Genomic DNA, 17713 nt, shown 5'->3' with positions numbered 1-17713 from the left:
CAAAACGACGTCTGCCAGCCCAATATGGAAGGGGATATGACCGAGCAGCCGAACCGCCAGAAAATTGCGGCCGACGGCATCACCGCGCCGCTGCGCTACACCGTGTTCCGTCGCATCTGGCTGGCCAGCCTGCTCTCCAATCTTGGCCTCCTGATCCAGGGCGTGGGCGCGGCCTGGGCGATGACGCAGATGGCGGCCTCGGCGGACAAGGTGGCGCTGGTGCAGACCGCGCTGATGCTGCCGATCATGCTGATTTCGATGCCGGCCGGTGCCATCGCCGACATGTATGACCGCCGCATCGTGACGCTGATTTCGCTGCTGATTGCGCTGACCGGCGCAACCGCGCTGACGGTGCTGGCCGGACTCAATCTCATCACGCCGGAGACGCTGCTCGCCTTCTGCTTCGTCGTCGGCAGCGGCAATGCGCTGTTCGGACCGGCCTGGCAATCCTCGGTCAGCGAGCAGGTGCCGCCCGACGCATTGCCGTCGGCCGTCGCGCTGAACGGCATCAGCTACAACATCGCGCGCAGCTTCGGCCCCGCGGTCGGCGGCGTCATCGTCGCCGCACTCGGCGCGGTCGCGGCGTTTGCCTGCAATGCGGTGCTCTATCTGCCGCTGCTGGTGGTGCTGCTGCTCTGGCGGCGCAGCACCGAGCCGTCGCGCCTGCCGCGGGAAAAGCTCAACCGCGCCATGGTGTCCGGCTTCCGCTACATCACCAATTCGCCGCCGATCAAGATCGTGCTGCTGCGCACGCTGGTGATGGGCCTGATCGGCGGCGCCATTATGGCACTGATGCCGCTGGTCGCCCGCGACCTGCTGCATGGCGGCGCGCAGACTTACGGCATCATGCTCGGCGCCTTCGGCATGGGCGCCGTGATCGGTGCGCTCAACATTCACGAGCTGCGCAAGCGCATGAGCGGCGAAGCCGCGATCCGCGCCTGCACCATATCGATGGCGTTCGCGATGGCCGCGCTTGCCGTCAGCAGGGAGCCGGTGCTGACCGCGGCGGCGCTGGTGCTCGCCGGCGCAGTCTGGATGGCGGCGGTGGCGCTGTTCAACATCGGCGTCCAGCTCTCGGCGCCGCGCTGGGTCGCCGGCCGCTCGCTCGCCGCGTTCCAGGCCTCGATTTCAGGCGGCATCGCGATCGGCGCCTGGGGCTGGGGCCATCTCACCGACTACGCCGGCGTCGAGATCGCGCTGCTGGTTGCCGCTGGCTTGATGCTGATCTCGCCGCTACTCGGGATCTGGCTCACGATGCCGCGCGTCGGCGCGCGCAATGAAGATGCCGACGTGCTGGCCGATCCCGAGGTGAAGCTGTCGATCACCGGGCGCAGCGGCCCGCTGGTGGTCGAGATCGAATACCGCGTCGCCCAGGAGAATGCGCGCGCCTTCCACAACGTGATGCAGGACGTGCAGCTCTCAAGACAGCGCAACGGCGCCTATGGTTGGTCGATCGCCCGCGACATCGCCGACCCGGAATTGTGGACCGAGCGCTATCACTGCCCGACCTGGTTCGATTATCTGCGTCAGCGCAACCGCTCGACCCAGTCCGAACGCGCGCTGCATCAGCAGGCGATCGATTTCCACATCGGGCCCGAGCCGGTGCGGATCCGCCGCATGCTGGAGCGTCCGTTCGGCTCGGTGCGCTGGAAGGAAGAGACGCCGGATCGCGCAAGCGCCGAGGTGCTGCCGGTGGTCGCGACCGCGGCGGGAAGCAGCACGTAGGTCTCGGCTGTCGTAGCCCGGACGGAGCGAAGCGCAATCCGGGGCCGCACATGCCGATAGATTCCCCGATTTCGCTGCGCTCCGTCCGGACTACGGGAAATACTACTGCCCGTGCTCCGTCAGCACCTTGTCGCAGGCCTTGCTGAGACGGGAGCGGTTCTGCTTCAGGCAGGCGAGCACCGCGCCATCGCCATTGTTCATCACCGCGCGGCAGTGGCGCGTGACATCGCGCGCACAGGCATCGTGTCCGGGCTGCTGTTGCGCGGACGCAGCCGATGCGCACAGGAGCAAAGGAAGCATGAAAAGAAATCTGGTCATCGCGTAATGCCTCTTACCCGGAAGAATGAGCGGGCGAAGCTAGTGCGACGATCCCTCAGCCGCAACGGCTTTATTGGCAGCAGACATTTTCGCCGCCACGTGGCCCCGGCTTGACGCCGGGGCGCATCGCGAGGGGAGCTCGTCAATCGCAACGCTTGCGGCGTCGCACGGTCTCTTACTGACTGTCCTGCGCGTCAGCGACCTTGCGTGAGGCGCCCTTGGCGAGGTCCTTGTCCATCACCGCGCGGCAGCCGGCGCTCAGGTCCGAACGATGCTTCATCATGCACGCCGTGATCTTCGGGATGTTGGGGATTTCCGACGAGCACAGGCGGAAGGCATCGCCCGTGCACATCTGCTGCGCTTCGGCCGAGAAGGCGAAGCTCGAGGTGGTCGACACGATCGAGACGATGGCGGCAAAGCCCAGCGCCAGGCTGGTGTCACGAATTTTGGCCGAGAAAGATTTGGTCATTTGAAGCTCCCATTGGCACCGCGGAAGGCGGGCCCGTTGTTGATGGGAACTACGATGCTCCGACAAAACAGTTTGCACTGTGATGACGGTCACGGGCCGCTCGTCCTCTGTGACATCGGTCACTTTGGCGCACCCGTCTGAAATTCCTCCGCAACCGCTGTCGCGTTGGTGTCACGTTAACTGTTCCTTCGCATTAATGGCTCGTCGCGCGGGAAATTCCGCAAGTTTGGTTGCGTCATTGGAAAGAGTAGCGATGCGTAATGCGTTGGGCCTGATGCTGGCCAGTGTCCTTGCGGCGGTCGTGATCGCCGCCGGCGGTTGGTTTTATTATTCCTTGCGCGCCGATCAGGGCGCGCCCAAGACAGTTGCCGCCCGTGCCGCCGATCGGCTGCCGGCACCGGCGAAACTCGCCGCCAAGGACGATGTCGAGACCACCGCCACGGTCGCGGCCAAGCCGGCAACGCTTGCTCAAGCAACGGCGCCTGCGCCCGCCCCGGTCATGCCGGTGCAGCCGAAGCAGGCCTGCGCCAATCCGAACGCGCTCGGCGTCTCCCGCGTGGTCGAGATCGACACCACCGGCGGCCCCGGCTTCGGCTTCGATCACTTCAAGCAATTCGACTTCCTCACCGACAAGGAGGTCGTGCTGACCTTCGACGACGGTCCCTGGCCGGTGAACACGCCCGCGGTGCTGAAGGCGCTCGCGGATGAATGCACCAAGGGACTGTTCTTCTCGGTCGGCAAGCATGCGACCTATCATCCGGAAATCCTGCGCCAGGTGCTGGCCCAGGGCCACACGGTCGGCACGCACACCTGGTCGCACGTCAATCTGAACGGCAAGAAGATGACCGAGCAGATGGCCAAGGACGAGGTCGAAAAGGGCATCAGCGCGGTGAAATACGCGCTCGGCACCGACCCGGCGCCGTTCTTCCGCTTCCCGCAGCTTCAACACAATCCTGCGATCGTGACCTATTTCGGCACCCGCAACGTCGCGATGTTCTCGACCGATATCGACTCCTTCGACTTCCGCAAGGGCGCCACGCCGGAGAAGATCATCGAGACCGTGATGGGAAGGCTCGACAAGCTCGGCAAGGGCATCATCCTGATGCACGATTTCCAGAAGCACACCGGCGAAGCCATGCCGGCGCTGCTCGCGCGGCTGAAGGCCGGCGGCTACAAGGTCGTGCAGATCAAGGCCAAGACGACCCTTCAGTCACTGCCGGAATATGACGAGGCGTTGCTGAAGGAGTTGAAGGTGCCGACCGCGAGCACGAGCCTGCGTCCGATATCGAGCGTGGTGCAGACGGTTTCGCAGTAAGCGCGACACCGCTTCAATATGCGCATGGCCGGGCTTTCGCCCGGCCATTTGCTTTTGAGATCGACGATCGCTTACCAGTAGATGCCGTGGCGATGCAGCTCGCTGATGATGCGGCGCTCGGTCGATTCGCGTTTGTGCTTCGCCTTCGTTGCGCTTGCGGTCTTCGCCGGCTTGGTTGTTGCGACTGGAGCTGAGGCCGCCGTGGCCGCGGTCGGAGCGATCGCCGCGGCGGGCGCAGGGGTCGCAACAGGCGTCGTAACAGTGGTGGCAACGGCCGGCGGACGGTCGACATATTTCGGTGCTTCGGTGGCCGGCGCGACTTCGCTAAGCTGTGTGGCCGTGCTCGTTGTCGCGGCCACCTGCGGCGCGGAGGCCTGCTCGCTCACCGCAGACAGCGACAGACTGCGGTCGCCCGCATGGGCAGATACCGAAGCCAGCACCATGGCGGCAACCAGAATGATCTTGCGCATGTGAAATCTCCCCGTGTTTGCGTAACCGGGACATTACGGAGCTTGCGTTGAGGACGATGTGACCGGGATCACTCAGGCTGCGGCGCGATTCGAAGCTGCGCACGTTCCTCCCGGCCGGATGCCCCGGGGCCAAACGGTTTGTAACGATTGGATGATCTGAGCGCTGGTGCCGCAAGAGGGATTCGAACCCCCGACCCCGTCATTACGAAACACGCATTCGGGCCTCTCAGCGTCAAACGGCGGTTAACGATTCTGGGCGATTCTGCTGTGATCACAATAGGTTCGTTCGGTATCGTTTGACAGCGTTGGCCACACCGACTAACGCTTCCGGCAGCGGATTTTCCTACCCCGGACCTACCCTGATGAACCGCCCCAGATTCTTGACCAAGGATACTGCCGCCGAAGCCAAGGGCGATCCGCGCGGCCGTTATGAGATCAGAGATAAGAAGATCATAGGCCTTCGGCTTTCGGTGACACCTACCGACCAGAAATCTTGGGTGCTCCGGTACATGCGCGATGGCCGCTATCGGAAGCTGACGCTGGGCAGATATTCAGAGGCGCTTGGGTTGGCTGAAGCCCAACGCATCGCCAATCGCAAACTGCGGGAGGTCGCAGACGGCGCCGATCCGGCGGCAGAGAAGGCGGAGGCGCGGCGCAAGGCCGCTGCCGGGATCGATGCATCCCAGCTGTTCCCTGCCGCGTGGCAGGCGTGGAAAGACGCCCCGAAGCCGAAGAGCCGCAATCAGAAGGGATGGCGCCAATCCACCGGAGACCGCGTTGATCGGCTGTACGAGACCCGCTTCGGACCTGTGTGGGGCAAGCGCCGGCTCACCGAGATCGCCAAAGCGGACGTAACCACTCTGCTCAACCCGATCGCACGGAAGCACCCGCATAGTGCCGCGCGCATGCTCAGCGTGCTCTCGACGTTCTTCAATTGGTGCGTCTCGCAGGGGCGGTTAGAGCGCTCCCCCTGCGATGGAATCGACAAGGCAAAGGGTAACAAGCGCCGCCGGAAGCTCACCGACAGCGAGTTCAAATGGCTTTGGAAGGCTTGCGATCGCGAGCCGTACCCAATGGGCTATCTGGTCAAGCTTCTGATCCTGACACTGGCGCGACGTACCGAGGGCTCAGCAATGCGCGCCCGGGAAATCCACAAGAGTAATCGCCGCGTGTGGATCATTCCGGCGGAGCGGGCCAAGAACAACCGGGAACACGAAGTTTTCCTAACCGATGCGATGCTCGCGCTTTTGGACGCCATCCCTCGCGTCAAGAACAAGGCGGGCTTCATCTTCTGCACCAACGGTGAGAGCCCATTCACTGGTTACAGCAAGGCGAAGAAACGCCTAGATGCGGCCATGCTGGAGATCGCCCGTGAAGATGATTCAGACATAACCTCAATTCCAAATTGGACGTTGCACGATCTCCGGCGATCCGGCGCAACGCGCATGCAGAAGCTTGGCTTCACCACCGAGACGGTCGACGGTTGCCTGAACCACGCTGACGATGACGCCTATAAGCAGCATGACTTCGAGGACGAGAAGGCTCGCGCCTTCGACGCTTGGTCGCGCGAGGTGCTGCGGCTCGTCACTTGATAATGACGGGCTTATTCTCGACTAGCTTCACGCGGGAATTGTTGAGCTGGATTTTCGAGACCCTTCGGGATCAGCCAGCTCGAACGATGACGCGAAAGTAATAGGGCCGGCCTTGATGCAGTCGGCGCTTCGGGTTTGGGATTGCCCGGCCTTCGCGATATCTCGATCCGGTGCCATTGTCCTAGACCGCGTTAGATAGCGACGTGTCGCCGAACAGGATGGCGTCTAGCTCTGGGTCCTGGTCCGGCCCTTGCAGACGAACCCATGGCTCGTGCTGCAACTCGACTTCACTGGGTCGTGCGCGGCCGTTCATGCGAGAGCTTCGCGCAACGCGGTTATTGAGCGCGCGGGCCAGCGTCGCCGCCGTGTCACGGTCGAGATAGTCGGTGACGGCTTCCAGCGGCGCTTGTTCGATCAACGATGCAAGGAAGGCATCTTCAAATGCAGAGGAGTCCGGATTAGCGCCGTTAGTCGCCTTGTAGGCTTCATAGATCGCGCTATCCAATAGGCTGCAAAGCCATTCGGGCACATCGTAAGAAAAACGGGGGAGGGGGCAACTCCGCATTTCACGCTCCTAGTAGGTCAGAGAGGTCGTCGCGATTTCGCGCGTAGCCACGCTCGACGGACCCGGTCCGCCGGTCTCGCACGGCAACCCAGCCCAACTTGCGCATAGCGGCTGCGATGCCCTTACCGTCGTTTTGGCGACTTGAAGGAACACGATCGGTCACCTGCTTTGCTGAGACCCAAATCTCTGCATCAGTGATGAAGGCGGCGGCCTTGGCTTCGTCGCCGATCGTCAGAAGCTTGCCGCCGTTGTGATCCGCGACCGAGACCTCAGCGCCGTTTGGGGCGACCTTGTCCTGCAACATTTTCAGCGCGGCTGCGTCGACATCTGAGAGGGTATCTGCAAGCGGGTCAACCATCTCGCGTCGAGCCGCTTCGCCACGCGCCTCCACTTCAAGTGCCTTGTCGAGATACAGCGGCATGGCGAGATCGTAGGCGACTACAGCTTCAGCTAACAGTTGATCGCGGTCGCGCTGAAGCGCCGCGATGTCGACATCACCAACGCGGACAGGCCACCATCGGCGCTGATCTCCGGGATTCAGGTATTCGACCAACTCGCCAGTGGTTGCATCAGTGTTGAACGTGCCGATAAAGACGCACGTCCGCGGCTGCTCTGTTACAAAATGAGCATAGGCGGCGCGAGCGCGTTCAGTCTGCTTGGTGACGAAATTTTTCAACGCATATTGATCTGCCTTTCGCAAGCCAGCCAGTTCAGCCAGCTCATAGAACCATTTGCCAGTCGTGAGTTCCTGTTGCTTGCGTTCGTCCTCGCCGAGAATTTTGGATTCCGAAAAGTTTTCGTCCCCGTCAAATGTGCCGTTGGCGAGTATTCGCACCGCGCTCGACTTGCGCGCGCCTTCTGGACCTTCGAGCACGAGCACGTGATCATATTTGGTGCCGGGCTTCATGATACGGGCAACCGCCGCAGTCAGCACGATCGCACCTTGCGCTCGCACAAGCGGCGTATCCTTCACCCCGAGATACGTCGTCAGCCATGTGTCGAGCCGGGGCGTCCCGTCCCAGCGATTGCTTTTCAGGTAGTCTTTAACCGGATGGAATTGGTTCTCTTCGCATTCACGGAGAAGGCCGCTCCGATATGCCTTTTCACTGAGTTCATAACCGGTCATCTGCCAACCGATCTCTACCAGCTTTCGCACAACATGATCCTGAAGCTTCCCGCCGAATTGCGAGAGCGCCGAGCCATTGACGAGATATTCCTGATGAAAGACATCAAGACGGCAATCCAGTCGCAATGCCTGTATGACTGCAACCGCGTTGAGCTGGGAGTTTTTGTCGGGTTTGCCCTTGCCAATGATCACAGGCCAGTTGATCGGCAACGGCTCGATGGGATTAATGCGCGAGCCTTTCGGCACGACGATGGCATTGGCCGCAGCATCAGCCTTGGCCAATTCTTCCTCCGTCGGTCTCTTGCGGCGAGCCATGGGTGCGGTTCCTTACTGGCGGGGGCGCCGGTAGGTCACGCCGCGGAGCGTGACGAGATTCTTGCCGGCACCTTCGTCAGCCTCAGCTTGCCGACGTGACGCGAAATACTTTCGTGTTGAGATTTTGTGTCGGCCTTGCGCCAACTCAAGGGCGGCGCGAGCGTCAAGGAGCTCTCGGGCTGTGATCGCTGTGATGAGTTCGAATTGTGCTTGGTCCACCTCGTCGCGCAGGCGTTTGGCATCCTGGTACCGAGGCGTCTGCTTGCTGAGTTCAAGCTTTCGCAACAGGTGCCACATCCGATCGCGCAGCGCGACCTGATACATCACTTCAGCGTCTTGGCGTTCGAGGCGCCAGTCAGGCAGGCGCGCGCATTGGTCGAGCTTGTCGCCCAGCTTGGCAATCTGAGCCGACGCAAGGGGCGCTGGTGCGTCACAGCAGCGAGGCAACGGCCCCCAAAAATAGAGGTGGCCATTGAGGAGGAGTTTCGATGGTTCACGCATGAGCAGCGCTCCTTGTTGCGAGTGAAGGATGCCGCAGCGGAGGCACATCAAGACGCGCGAAAACATCGCGCCACTGGATCAGCGGCGACGACATTTCGGTTGAATCGAATCTAGTTTTCGTGTATGAGAGCAGCACGTTCAATCCACCGTCTTGAGCGTCACGCCAACGGGCTTCGCGAAAAGCCGCCGCGGCACAAATTCGGACTTCACGAGAGCCCTTACCGGAGATCAGGCCGGTGGGGCTTTTCGTTTGGGTCCAGAATTCCGCTTTCGGAATGAAATGCTGCTCGACCTGCCGCTCTGTGAGCTGGCGCGCGAGGGCCTATACCCGCCCGGCGCATGGTGCGACCGCTGTTGTCCTTATAGTCCGATTTCGGGCGAAAGTCACCTCTGTTACCGCTTGTGGAAAGGAATTTCATTAGATGTCTCATAGTGATACGAGGAATTGTCGCAGATCAGGACAGCCGCTGTATCAAACTGGACATGTGGGCACGCTTCCTAGTTGCGGGGTCAAATCGGACCGAATCTTTAGTTTAATGGGCCGCTCCGGCTTGCAGCGGCGGCCGTGGATTCGTTTTTCGGAGGTCCCGGCTGTCTGGTGAAGGTGCGCCGACGGTCCCTCCGCGGACTCCGCTGAGTCGTGGCGCCCCGGTCATGCTTGCCCTCTGTTCCGGCCGGTAGAGTGCTTCGGGCGCGTCCAAACGATTGGCGCGTCTTCCGACTTTGGCTTCGCGGTGAATTCCGAATCGGACACTGCGCCCGCCCACGCTTCGGCAAGCCGCTCGCGCCACGGTTCGAAGGCCTCGCCTAGACGTTGCGTGACGCACGCGAAAGCCTCGTGCTCGTCGGGTGGCGAAGCCAATCCCATTGCATTAGCAAACTCGCGTGCATTCGCCAGCGCGGGCTCTTGCGTCGCTTCATCGGTCTCGACGAACATGACGAGATAGGCAGTCGGGCCGGCCGCAAGAAACGCTTGTTGCTCTGTCAAGAGAAATTGGCCATTCGGAGCATGCTCTGGCACGATCAGCGATCCGCCCGATGCAGCTGCGTCAGCTTCGTCAGAGTCGGCACCGGGGCTCACGAGGTTATCGAAGAGGTCGGTCATAGAATTTTGACTCCGCCCTCGCGGGGCTGTCCGGGGCCCACGCCGTCTTCAAAGTTGTCGACAGCGCCGGTCGTTCGCACAGGTGCTGAGCGAGTGGCGCCGGGTCCGGCTTTGAGCCTACCTAACAACTCACGCTGTAGCTCGGTCAATCCTTGCGCGGGAGTTGGAGGCGGCGGCGGTTCGGGCTTAGCCTGCACGACCGGTGCGGGCTCTTCCTGCATGACTGGGTCCGGCCCGACTGCTTCGAGTTCGGCGCCGAGCAGGTCGGAGAGATCGTCATCATCTTCATTGTCGACTGGCGATGGCGGTGTGAGCGCGGGCGCTTGCTGCACGACTTCCACCGGGACGGGCGCCTTTGGCTTCGGCTGACCGTATTCGTGGCGAATGACTTTCACGCCTGAAGACTTTTGATTGACCTCAAGCGTGCTTTTCGCTCCCCACGTCCTAGGATATTCCGACGCCAGAAAAGCGAGAACCGCGGCTACCGGAGGCTCGACGTGCTGTGTCTCCTTAATGAAGTTACCTTCTGCGTCCTTGAGATAGCGCGTTAGGATGCCTAGGTCTTCGAGGTCCTGATCCGAAAGATGATCGAGAGCAGGATCGCGGCGATAGATCGTACGTCCTTGGTAACGGCAGACCTCTTCCGTCCCGTGCAAAAGACGGTGCCGGAACCGATCCAAGATGCTCGCGCCGATAAGGCGCGTCGCCTGCTTCGCCGCGACGTGCAGCGGAATGGTTTCACCCATCCACTCGACATCGAATCCGGGCTCCCCTTTGGCGGAGGACGAGAGCCAGCTCCACACCGACGATACCGAGCAACGGCAGACCCTCGCAGCGGCAGCGATCGAGCCAGTCTCTGCGATTGCGGCGACAAGCTCCGCAAAGAACTCGGGACCTCTCTTCGTCATTAGCGAATGCCCCGCACCCGACGCACATTGCCGGTCACATCGCGACCGCCGCGGCGCGGTGCGCCCGCCATGACTTCGTCAAGCTTGCACCGATAAACATGGGCGACCGGTTCAACCACATTGCCGGTCGTAGCGTGCTCAGCGGCACGCCGAAGATGTTCGCGGATCGAATCTTCCACGCTCGGCGGAGCCGATCGGCGAGCGATCTCCTGATGAACATCGGCAAGCACCCTATTGGCCTGCTTATACCTCGCCTTCAGCTCGGCAACCGTTTGTATTTGACTCTGGACGGCGAGCGCTGCAACGGAGATCGCGTGAGCATGATCAACGCGCTGCTTAGGCGCCGGAGGATTGGAGCGCGTGATACCCTTAAGATCGGCGCGCGTAAGCTTCGGGTTCGAAGTCAACTGGCGAGCGACATCGAGACGGGGGAGACCATCTTCAGTCCAGTGATTGTCGTTCGATGGATTTAGATCGGTAAGAGCCATTGCTCAATTTCCTTCAGAACGGAGGACTTCACGAATTCGCGGCGATCACGGCTGCATGAGCTGTGCGGAAGTCCTGTGCGGAGCCCGCCTTCGCAGCGGCAATGGTTGCGGCATCCTCCGCGGCCTGAAACCGACGCAGCTCGCGCTCTGCTTCGTGCAGCTCGTCGCTAATCTCTTCGCAGTCCAGCGCAGCCGCCAAAAACCGGGTAGCGAGGTCTCGCTCTGTCTCGGGAAGAGCCAGAAGCTCTTCCGAGAGCTGATCGTCTCGCCTCACTCGCGATCCTGAAGCGTCGAATATATTTATCATGTTGTTATTCCTCGTTCGGAAGATGGGCGCTCGTTTCAGACAGGAGATCATCGACAGGCGCCGTCAGCGGACCCACCATGAGTTGGGTTCCGCCTACCTTCGAATAGTCCTTGGAGGAACCTTCGCTGCCGCATCGTCACTCCGATTGCGCATGCCGTGAGCCGGCGCGACTTCGGGGCGCGCATCGATCTTGCGAAGCTCCGGATTGCTTGCCACACCTTTCGCACAGACTTGCTCGTGTGCATCCGACAATGGCGGCGCGTAAGGCGACCGCTCCACATCCTGATCCGGTGTGAGCGATGACGGAGCGGCTGATTGGTTTCGGCCGTAGTCGGTGAGCGATATTTTAGCCATCGGTCTGGCTTCCCTGTTTGCGCGCGTTGTACATCGCCGCTTGAAGCGCGCCGCGCTGACGCTTGCTCTTCGGCATCTCGGGATTGAAAAATCCCGGTGCTTCCGTCCCGACGCTCGGCGCATCATGCCGACGAACCGGCGGGCGGCCGTTGCCGCGGCGTTCCTGCCGGGGCGGATTCCGTTTGTGCGACATCAATCGCTCCCTCGAATTGACACCGGATCGAGCACCCCTCGTGCCGATCCGGTGAAATTGGCCGACTATGACGCACGGGGAAGCTACGTCACGACCGGCCTATGATCCGCGCCGCCGTTCGGCGCGGATCAGCCCTTTAGTCGCGCCGCTTTCGAGCGCGACCGTTGTTCCTCAAAGCTCGCTGCACCCACGACCGCGACCCGCGCCGCTCTTGGCTTCAATCCCTTCCGGACGGCGGGCGCGAGATCGAACGCGATCCTTTGACCAACGCCAAGACGAGCCTTCTCGCTCTGGTCGACGAGAAAATCTGAATGCACGAACACATCGAACGCCAGCGCGTCGGGCTTTGCGAAGCCGAACGAGTTTTCCTCAAACCACTTCACGACGGTTCCGATCATGACCAACTCCAGAAGGCGCGATCCGTGCATTGCCACACGAACGGATCGGCCGCTTTGCTGTTGCCCTTGAACGCAACCCCCGTCGCGCCGAGCACGCCAAACTCCAGAAGCGCGGCTCGGTGCTGTTGGAGCGACACCGAGCCGGCTGTGCTCTGGCTGAGACCCTGCTAAGAACTCGCCAGTGCTAGGCCACTAAACGCGCCGACTCTTCACCGCGCCCGGCGCGTTGCGGTCGACGATCGCTGCCGGCGTTACGGTGCCAGCGGCGGAATCTGCATTACGATCGCGACAACCCGGGTTGATCGAGGCAGGCGCGAGAGCCTTGCCACGCGACGGGATGGCGACATTGCCGCCGGGAACGTGGCGCATGTGTGGGTGAGCTGTCGGCGGTGTGGGCGCCTTCGGCGCTCCATCCAACAATGTCGACTTGCGAATAGCCATAGCTCAGCGCCTCAAGGGTTGGCCACCGAGCGTGACGCCCGCCGACTTTGCCATGCTGACAGCCATTTTTGACGACATCCGGATGATCGAAGTCTGGGCCGCGATCCGATCGCCCTTGAACGACTCATGCCACGGGTTGTTGCGGGTCTCTGCGGTCGGCTTTTCGTCGCGATCTTTCTTTGCGGCAACGGAGCCGGGGCGTTTGCCGGGTTTCAAGCTTACGCCGTCGCTACCCCATCGCTCAGCCATTTCGAGAAACGCCGCGTGAGACCCCAGCTCTTTCGCGAGCTGACCGCGTGCGGTCAACGACGGATGCTCACCGAAAGCGGCTTCAGCGAGGACCGCAATCTCGTCAGCTTCAGCGTAGAAATAATGCGGTCGGGTTTGCTTCAGCGTCGCGATGGCTTCTTCGAGGCTCAAGCCTTTCCACGCAGGATCGCTCCCGCGATAGACCAACTCGCTCGACTCGCTCGCAGCGTCGTAGACGTGAACGAATTGGGGAGCGTGCTGATCGAGGAATTCGAGCGCCGCGCTGGGGCGCACTCCGGCGTCTCGCAGCTGTGCCTCAGCTTCGACGCGTGCATCACGATAGGTGTGCTCTACTGGCATTGGTCTTCCTTTCGTGCGCGCGGCGTGCGCGATTTGGGGGGCTGTCGCGGCTTCCAATGTTTGCGAACCCACTCCGCAAGATCGGCCGTCAACACGCGCACCGCGACGCCGCGTTGATAGGCCGGCAGCTCGTGCGAGCGGACCGCGTTCAGGACGTGGCGCTCGTGCACGCCGAGTAGTTCGGCCGCCTGCAAGAGACTCACTGCGATGGGTTGTGTTTCAACTTTGATCATGTCACCATTTTACATCCGCACGCTTGATGCGAACAACTGGCAGTTCCCGGCTGAATTACCCACCGGTTAGCCAGGCGTTCAGAGCTATAATTTAAGGGGGTTCCGTGCAAGACAGCCGGCATTCGCCGGCCGTTGGTCGTTGCGCCGCGAAGCGTTTCAGGCTCCCCGCAGCGGACATTCCGCAGTGGCGAACCTAGGTCAGGCGGTTCGAGAACTATTGCTCTGACAAGGGGGCGGTGTTGGGTTAAAAGCCGACATTGCAGCGGAGGCCGCGATAGGTCTGCTAAGGGCCAGAAGCTGACTTAATGATCTGCAAACCCTAATCGTCGGAGAGCTGCCAGCTAAGAGAGTCCTCGTGCGACTTTAGCGGGTATGTCGCCTTTCACCATTCGTTCCACCCTTATACTCATCCTCGTCGTCGGGGGCACGTCAAACGCCTACATGTTCCTCGGCCTCAGCCTCGTCGTGGTACTGATAGCGTTGAGCCTAGCCTGCCTTGTGTACGTTCCGGTCGCTAAGCGCTACGGATGGGGCAATGAGGGGCGTCTCACGAGACATCTCAGTCGTCCGCCATTCGAAGACGAAAGCCGCAGAGCCAGTTAAGCGCGAGAGCGTACGTACCTGAAGGAACAGCGATGACTGTTTCAGAGGAAGTCCGAGTTTGGCGGTTTCGAGTGCGAGGCTTTGCGGTTGCTGGAGCTGTATGTCTCGTCCTGATTTTCTTGCTGAAGATTCTCGATCCAACCGAGTTCGTGAAAAGCTTCATTCGTCCGCTTGTTCTGCTTGTGGTCTTCCTTTGGCTGTGCGGGCTATATTGCACGTACCGGTATTGGAAAGATTTTAGAGAAGATGAAATACGGCGCGGCGGATCAGAGGAAACCGCTCGCGCAAAATGGCATAAACTGCACCCGCCCCCCGGCTAGATGCTGGGTGGGCTGCTTTGGGTCAATCGCGTCCGTTTGTCCCTCAGCCAAGCACTTCAGGTCTGCCCCAGATCGCGCACTTGATCTTAATCGAAGCAGCTTCAGAAATTCCGTTAGTCACGTAAATCAGTTCCTCCGAGCAGAGCCGGTTGATGCACAACGTGCTTGTGAGAACTCCGGGCGCTTTTGCCACGCAGGTGTTGCCCACCGGCACTGAGACCGCTTTGGGTCAAAAGCGGGGCTTGAGGCAGGCGTCGTGGGGCGTCCGGTCTACTGCCGAAAGCCGACATCACACTAGGATCAGCATGGTTCGGCTAAGGGCCAAAAGTTGACTTACGCAGACCGCACTTATCGGGACATGGCGTGGTTCAGCTGGTGTGAGTTCAGCTCCAAGATGATACGCGCGAATTGATCAGAATTCCTGAAACCATAAAATCCGATCAGTGGCGGCCAGCTCCAAGGTAACGAGAGCCAGGCCGTACCGTGGCCATTCGCTGCGATCAAATCGATGGGTGCTCGCGCTCGCGTCTCTCGGCGTCGGTCCAAGTATACGCTGCCATAGTTAGGACCGTACGTTGCCACTCGTACGCTCTTGATGTCGTGTATGGGAACGCAGAGATGCCACGCTTCCATGCCAAATGGCCTAAATCGAATGCCGACGTCCGTGCGAGTTGCAACAAAGGTCAACCCTGTTGCGACCAGCAAAACCACCACAAGAAAGAGCAGAAGCAGCATGCTATCGATCAGCAAGGTGAGCTTCACCAGAAAGATCAATGAGACGTGTTTAAAAAAATATAGGCTCAAGACCTGCACGACATTGAGGCAAAGTATGAGTAAGACGACGATCCTCGTGGCTTCGAGGCTGTAAAGGATCACATTTGGCTTTTCGTAAAATGTGACCACGTCATCCGCTGAGAGCGGGGCGCGTTGGTCCAGCACTAATGTCGTCATCGTTCCCGCGTCTACCCTGGCGTTGGCCTTAGTCACTCATCAGTACGCCCCACTCGCTAAGGTTTGGTATTTGAAAGCACTCAATTTAGTAGGCTGCATCGGAGCGAAACAATAAGTTGGATCGAAAGTCCGTTCAGGGTCAAAAGCCGACCTCGTCCCAGTAGTTCGAAGCCGTCCGCTCGGGAGCTAAGAGCCGACGTTGCGGCCCGGGCCACGCGCGGCTAGTAAGCCGCAATGAAGTTGATTCCGAATTGGTTCCGCCGGGCGGATGTCGGGCTGCGACCGAACGACGGCACTGCGGTCGATGTGCAACCGTTATCGGACCGGGGCCGTGCCTGGCTGAAGCAGAACCTGTTTCGCTTCCCGGGCGCCGTGTGGTCTCGCAAGCGTGAATGTCTGGAGCTGTCAGATGGCGACGTGATCGCGCTGCATCTCGTGGTCGAGCGCATCACGTCGGCCGGGCTGAAGGTGCGGTTCTCCGGGCGCCTTCGAGGCTGGGACGGCAGCTCGCCTGTCTGGACCATGCTGGCGCGCGCCAAGCGCCAAGCCATCAGCTTAGAAGGCGGGCGGCGGGCGAGCTGCTTCAGCGCGATGCCGGTCGTTTGTCTGCCATCTTGCATTTGCTGCACACAAGCCGGCCGGCAAGGTCGTGGATGAATGTCGTCGATGGCCTCTTCAACTCGGCAAGGTCGACGGTGCGCGCCGTGCGGCATCGGGAGCACTCAATCTCGAGCAAGGGGTAGCCGCCGTTAAGGGCCTGCGTGATGTAAGGGCTGGGATCAACCGGACCGCCTTTGCTCCACATCCGTTCATTCCAGCTTTGGCAAAGCAGGTTATCGGCCTCACGGATCAGACGCTCGCCTTGCTCTCGCAGTTCGGCGGATCGCGCCGCGTAGATCGTAGTCATGGCCTCGGAGCGACGCAGCTCTTTGGCTACGGCCTTCCTGTCACCGCCGCTGAGAGGCGTGGGTCGCTTCATGCCTGTGAGGGTAGCCGGGCTGAGGGACGTGGTCGAGCGGATCACTGCGGCCGTGACGCCGTGACGGCTGTGACACCTATCTCTACAGAGGCTCAAACGAAAAATGGCATGACGATAGGGAAACGCAGTAGGCGTCTGGGAAATGGGGGTCACAGGTGTCACAGCCGTCACAAGGGCTGGCCGCACTATGGTTTTCGGACGAAATGGAGTGCTAAAATCGGCGATCGGCCGGCCGGGCAGGGTCAAAACGGGGCGCCAGAGGGCCGTTAACCTTTACAATTAACCATATTCAACCGTTAACACCACATCTGCGGGTGGCCTGCTTGCAATCCCCATATATTGGGGTCCCGTCGCGACGTTAACCCCAAGGAATCAGCGTTAACGGCCGTGCTCGGCCTTCCAACAATTTGAATTAATTACACTACTTCGGATGGCCCGAACACGCGTGCATGCTTCGATATTGCCGAATTCCGCCGAGGCCCTTCGTATGCACACGACGCAACCTGCGCGAGCGTTAACGAATCACTAATGCGCCGGGCACATGGCTTCGGCCCTTTCGCTGGAGCTATGCATTTGCCCACGAAAGAGGCTGGCACGCGACTTGCGCGACCTCGAAAAGATTCCATAACGGGTGCTATGCGAACCCGGTTAACCACGATCGGCCATGCTGCCCATCGCTTGCGCAAGATCATGGTGAAGAAAGCGTTGACGCGAACGAACAGCGATCTCGGATCGGGAACGGTGCGCGGCGGTGGAGGACGGAGGGACGCGAGCGCGAGTGAATGGAGCTACCGGGTAGGACCCTAAATCGCGGGGAGTGCCTAACTCGCTATGGGCCTCCGGACGCGCTCGCGCTCGGAGCTGAAAATCCGCTTTCTGAAAACTAGAAGAGCCGGGGAGAACCTAAAACTTGGCCGGGATGAAATCGCCTCCGTGACCGCGTGCAGTGGACCTAGCGGTGGAGATAAAGAAAGAGAGATCTGTGAATAGCGAGCAAGGCGACTTTCGACCGAAGCAAGCGCGTATTTCTAAGGACGGAATTCCTCAGCACTTGCCATTAGTTAGCTCCACAGCAGGCGTGCGCTCGCCCCCAATTATCCCCCACAATCCACCATATTTAGTATTTGATTCAGCTGCTCGGACTAGTCCTTGACCCGGCAGGACGAGGCAACCTAAGTTCGTCGGGTGTTCGCAAGGTCGAGTCGCCGCGCGAATCGAAAACGCCCCAACCTTTCGGAAGGGGCGCTCTCAAAACTAGAAGCTTAGGGGACGTAGCTGAACTGGAAGACCGCCAAGTCGCACAGCACCCGATTTGTAATCGGGAGAATGTGGGTTCGAGTCCCACCGGCCCCGCCAAACCTCAGGGCTCCCTCGTAAGAGGGGGCCCTTTTTCTTTACACGGCTAGACTCGCATAAGTCGAATCACTT

At 60.7% G+C, this 17713-nt stretch carries 19 protein-coding genes and 1 tRNA gene; 5 read left to right on the top strand and 15 right to left on the bottom strand.

Annotation, left to right across the window (positions count from 1 at the left end):
- Positions 1–36: 36 nt before the first annotated feature.
- Positions 37–1725 (top strand): MFS transporter, encoded by a 1689-nt coding sequence (locus JJB99_RS01920; protein WP_200497137.1) that lies wholly within the window; start codon positions 37–39, stop codon positions 1723–1725.
- A 102-nt stretch (positions 1726–1827) separates the two neighbouring features.
- On the opposite strand, the gene JJB99_RS01915 is transcribed toward JJB99_RS01920, so the two are convergent.
- A complete protein-coding gene (locus tag JJB99_RS01915) occupies positions 1828–2043 on the bottom strand; it encodes a hypothetical protein (protein WP_200497136.1) in 216 nt (71 codons plus the stop codon).
- Positions 2044–2218: 175 nt separating this feature from the next.
- Positions 2219–2512 (bottom strand): hypothetical protein, encoded by a 294-nt coding sequence (locus tag JJB99_RS01910; protein ID WP_200497135.1) that lies wholly within the window; start codon positions 2510–2512, stop codon positions 2219–2221.
- A gap of 253 nt (positions 2513–2765) precedes the next feature.
- Here JJB99_RS01910 and JJB99_RS01905 point away from each other — a divergent pair, with 253 nt between their 5' ends.
- Positions 2766–3827, top strand: coding sequence for a polysaccharide deacetylase family protein (locus JJB99_RS01905; RefSeq protein ID WP_200497134.1), 1062 nt, complete (start codon positions 2766–2768; stop codon positions 3825–3827).
- Positions 3828–3898: 71 nt separating this feature from the next.
- Here the strand turns inward: JJB99_RS01905 and JJB99_RS01900 are convergent, their stop codons facing one another.
- Complete coding sequence (locus JJB99_RS01900) at positions 3899–4297, bottom strand: hypothetical protein (RefSeq protein ID WP_200497133.1); 399 nt, start codon at positions 4295–4297, stop codon at positions 3899–3901.
- 362 nt (positions 4298–4659) lie between these two features.
- On the opposite strand from JJB99_RS01900, the gene JJB99_RS01895 reads away from it, so the two are divergent.
- Complete coding sequence (locus JJB99_RS01895; RefSeq protein WP_200497132.1) at positions 4660–5889, top strand: tyrosine-type recombinase/integrase; 1230 nt, start codon at positions 4660–4662, stop codon at positions 5887–5889.
- A 181-nt stretch (positions 5890–6070) separates the two neighbouring features.
- Here JJB99_RS01895 and JJB99_RS01890 read toward each other — a convergent pair whose 3' ends face one another.
- The 7 genes from JJB99_RS01890 to JJB99_RS01860 form a co-directional block, all read right to left on the bottom strand.
- The gene (locus JJB99_RS01890; RefSeq protein WP_210347637.1) at positions 6071–6454 is read right to left on the bottom strand and encodes a hypothetical protein; all 384 of its coding nucleotides are present in this window, start codon (positions 6452–6454) and stop codon (positions 6071–6073) included.
- Between the two features lies 1 nt (position 6455).
- On the bottom strand, positions 6456–7895 hold the full coding sequence (locus tag JJB99_RS01885) for a virulence-associated E family protein (protein ID WP_200497130.1): 1440 nt from the start codon (positions 7893–7895) through the stop codon (positions 6456–6458).
- 12 nt (positions 7896–7907) lie between these two features.
- Positions 7908–8396, bottom strand: a complete 489-nt coding sequence (locus JJB99_RS01880; protein WP_200497129.1) for a hypothetical protein — start codon at positions 8394–8396, stop codon at positions 7908–7910.
- A 652-nt stretch (positions 8397–9048) separates the two neighbouring features.
- Positions 9049–9501 (bottom strand): hypothetical protein, encoded by a 453-nt coding sequence (locus JJB99_RS01875; RefSeq protein ID WP_200497128.1) that lies wholly within the window; start codon positions 9499–9501, stop codon positions 9049–9051.
- Positions 9498–10247 carry a hypothetical protein gene (locus tag JJB99_RS01870; protein WP_200497127.1) on the bottom strand — a complete coding sequence of 250 codons (750 nt, stop codon included), beginning with the start codon at positions 10245–10247 and terminating at the stop codon, positions 9498–9500. Before JJB99_RS01870 ends, JJB99_RS01875 begins: the two co-directional genes overlap by 4 nt.
- A gap of 161 nt (positions 10248–10408) precedes the next feature.
- Positions 10409–10897 (bottom strand): hypothetical protein, encoded by a 489-nt coding sequence (locus tag JJB99_RS01865; RefSeq protein WP_200497126.1) that lies wholly within the window; start codon positions 10895–10897, stop codon positions 10409–10411.
- A gap of 28 nt (positions 10898–10925) precedes the next feature.
- Positions 10926–11255 carry a hypothetical protein gene (locus tag JJB99_RS01860; protein WP_200497125.1) on the bottom strand — a complete coding sequence of 110 codons (330 nt, stop codon included), beginning with the start codon at positions 11253–11255 and terminating at the stop codon, positions 10926–10928.
- Positions 11256–11538: 283 nt separating this feature from the next.
- Here JJB99_RS01860 and JJB99_RS01855 point away from each other — a divergent pair, with 283 nt between their 5' ends.
- A complete protein-coding gene (locus tag JJB99_RS01855; protein ID WP_200497124.1) occupies positions 11539–11856 on the top strand; it encodes a hypothetical protein in 318 nt (105 codons plus the stop codon).
- 23 nt (positions 11857–11879) lie between these two features.
- On the opposite strand, the gene JJB99_RS01850 is transcribed toward JJB99_RS01855, so the two are convergent.
- The 5 genes from JJB99_RS01850 to JJB99_RS35975 form a co-directional block, all read right to left on the bottom strand.
- Positions 11880–12149 (bottom strand): cold shock domain-containing protein, encoded by a 270-nt coding sequence (locus JJB99_RS01850; protein ID WP_200497123.1) that lies wholly within the window; start codon positions 12147–12149, stop codon positions 11880–11882.
- Positions 12150–12593: 444 nt separating this feature from the next.
- Positions 12594–13199, bottom strand: coding sequence for a hypothetical protein (locus JJB99_RS01845; RefSeq protein ID WP_200497122.1), 606 nt, complete (start codon positions 13197–13199; stop codon positions 12594–12596).
- Positions 13190–13432 carry a helix-turn-helix domain-containing protein gene (locus JJB99_RS01840; RefSeq protein ID WP_200497121.1) on the bottom strand — a complete coding sequence of 81 codons (243 nt, stop codon included), beginning with the start codon at positions 13430–13432 and terminating at the stop codon, positions 13190–13192. Before JJB99_RS01840 ends, JJB99_RS01845 begins: the two co-directional genes overlap by 10 nt.
- Before the next feature lie 1271 nt (positions 13433–14703).
- A complete protein-coding gene (locus tag JJB99_RS01835) occupies positions 14704–15342 on the bottom strand; it encodes a hypothetical protein (RefSeq protein ID WP_200497120.1) in 639 nt (212 codons plus the stop codon).
- 547 nt (positions 15343–15889) lie between these two features.
- Positions 15890–16285, bottom strand: a complete 396-nt coding sequence (locus JJB99_RS35975; protein WP_210347636.1) for a hypothetical protein — start codon at positions 16283–16285, stop codon at positions 15890–15892.
- A gap of 1265 nt (positions 16286–17550) precedes the next feature.
- Here JJB99_RS35975 and JJB99_RS01825 point away from each other — a divergent pair.
- Positions 17551–17641: transfer RNA gene (locus JJB99_RS01825), tRNA-Thr, on the top strand.
- The last annotated feature ends 72 nt before the right edge of the window (positions 17642–17713 follow it).

It is taken from the genome of Bradyrhizobium diazoefficiens, assembly GCF_016616235.1.
Classification (GTDB): Bacteria; Pseudomonadota; Alphaproteobacteria; order Rhizobiales; family Xanthobacteraceae; genus Bradyrhizobium; species Bradyrhizobium diazoefficiens_H.
Note: the sequence above shows the minus strand (reverse complement) of the source record. Positions and strands in the feature narration are given on the sequence as shown.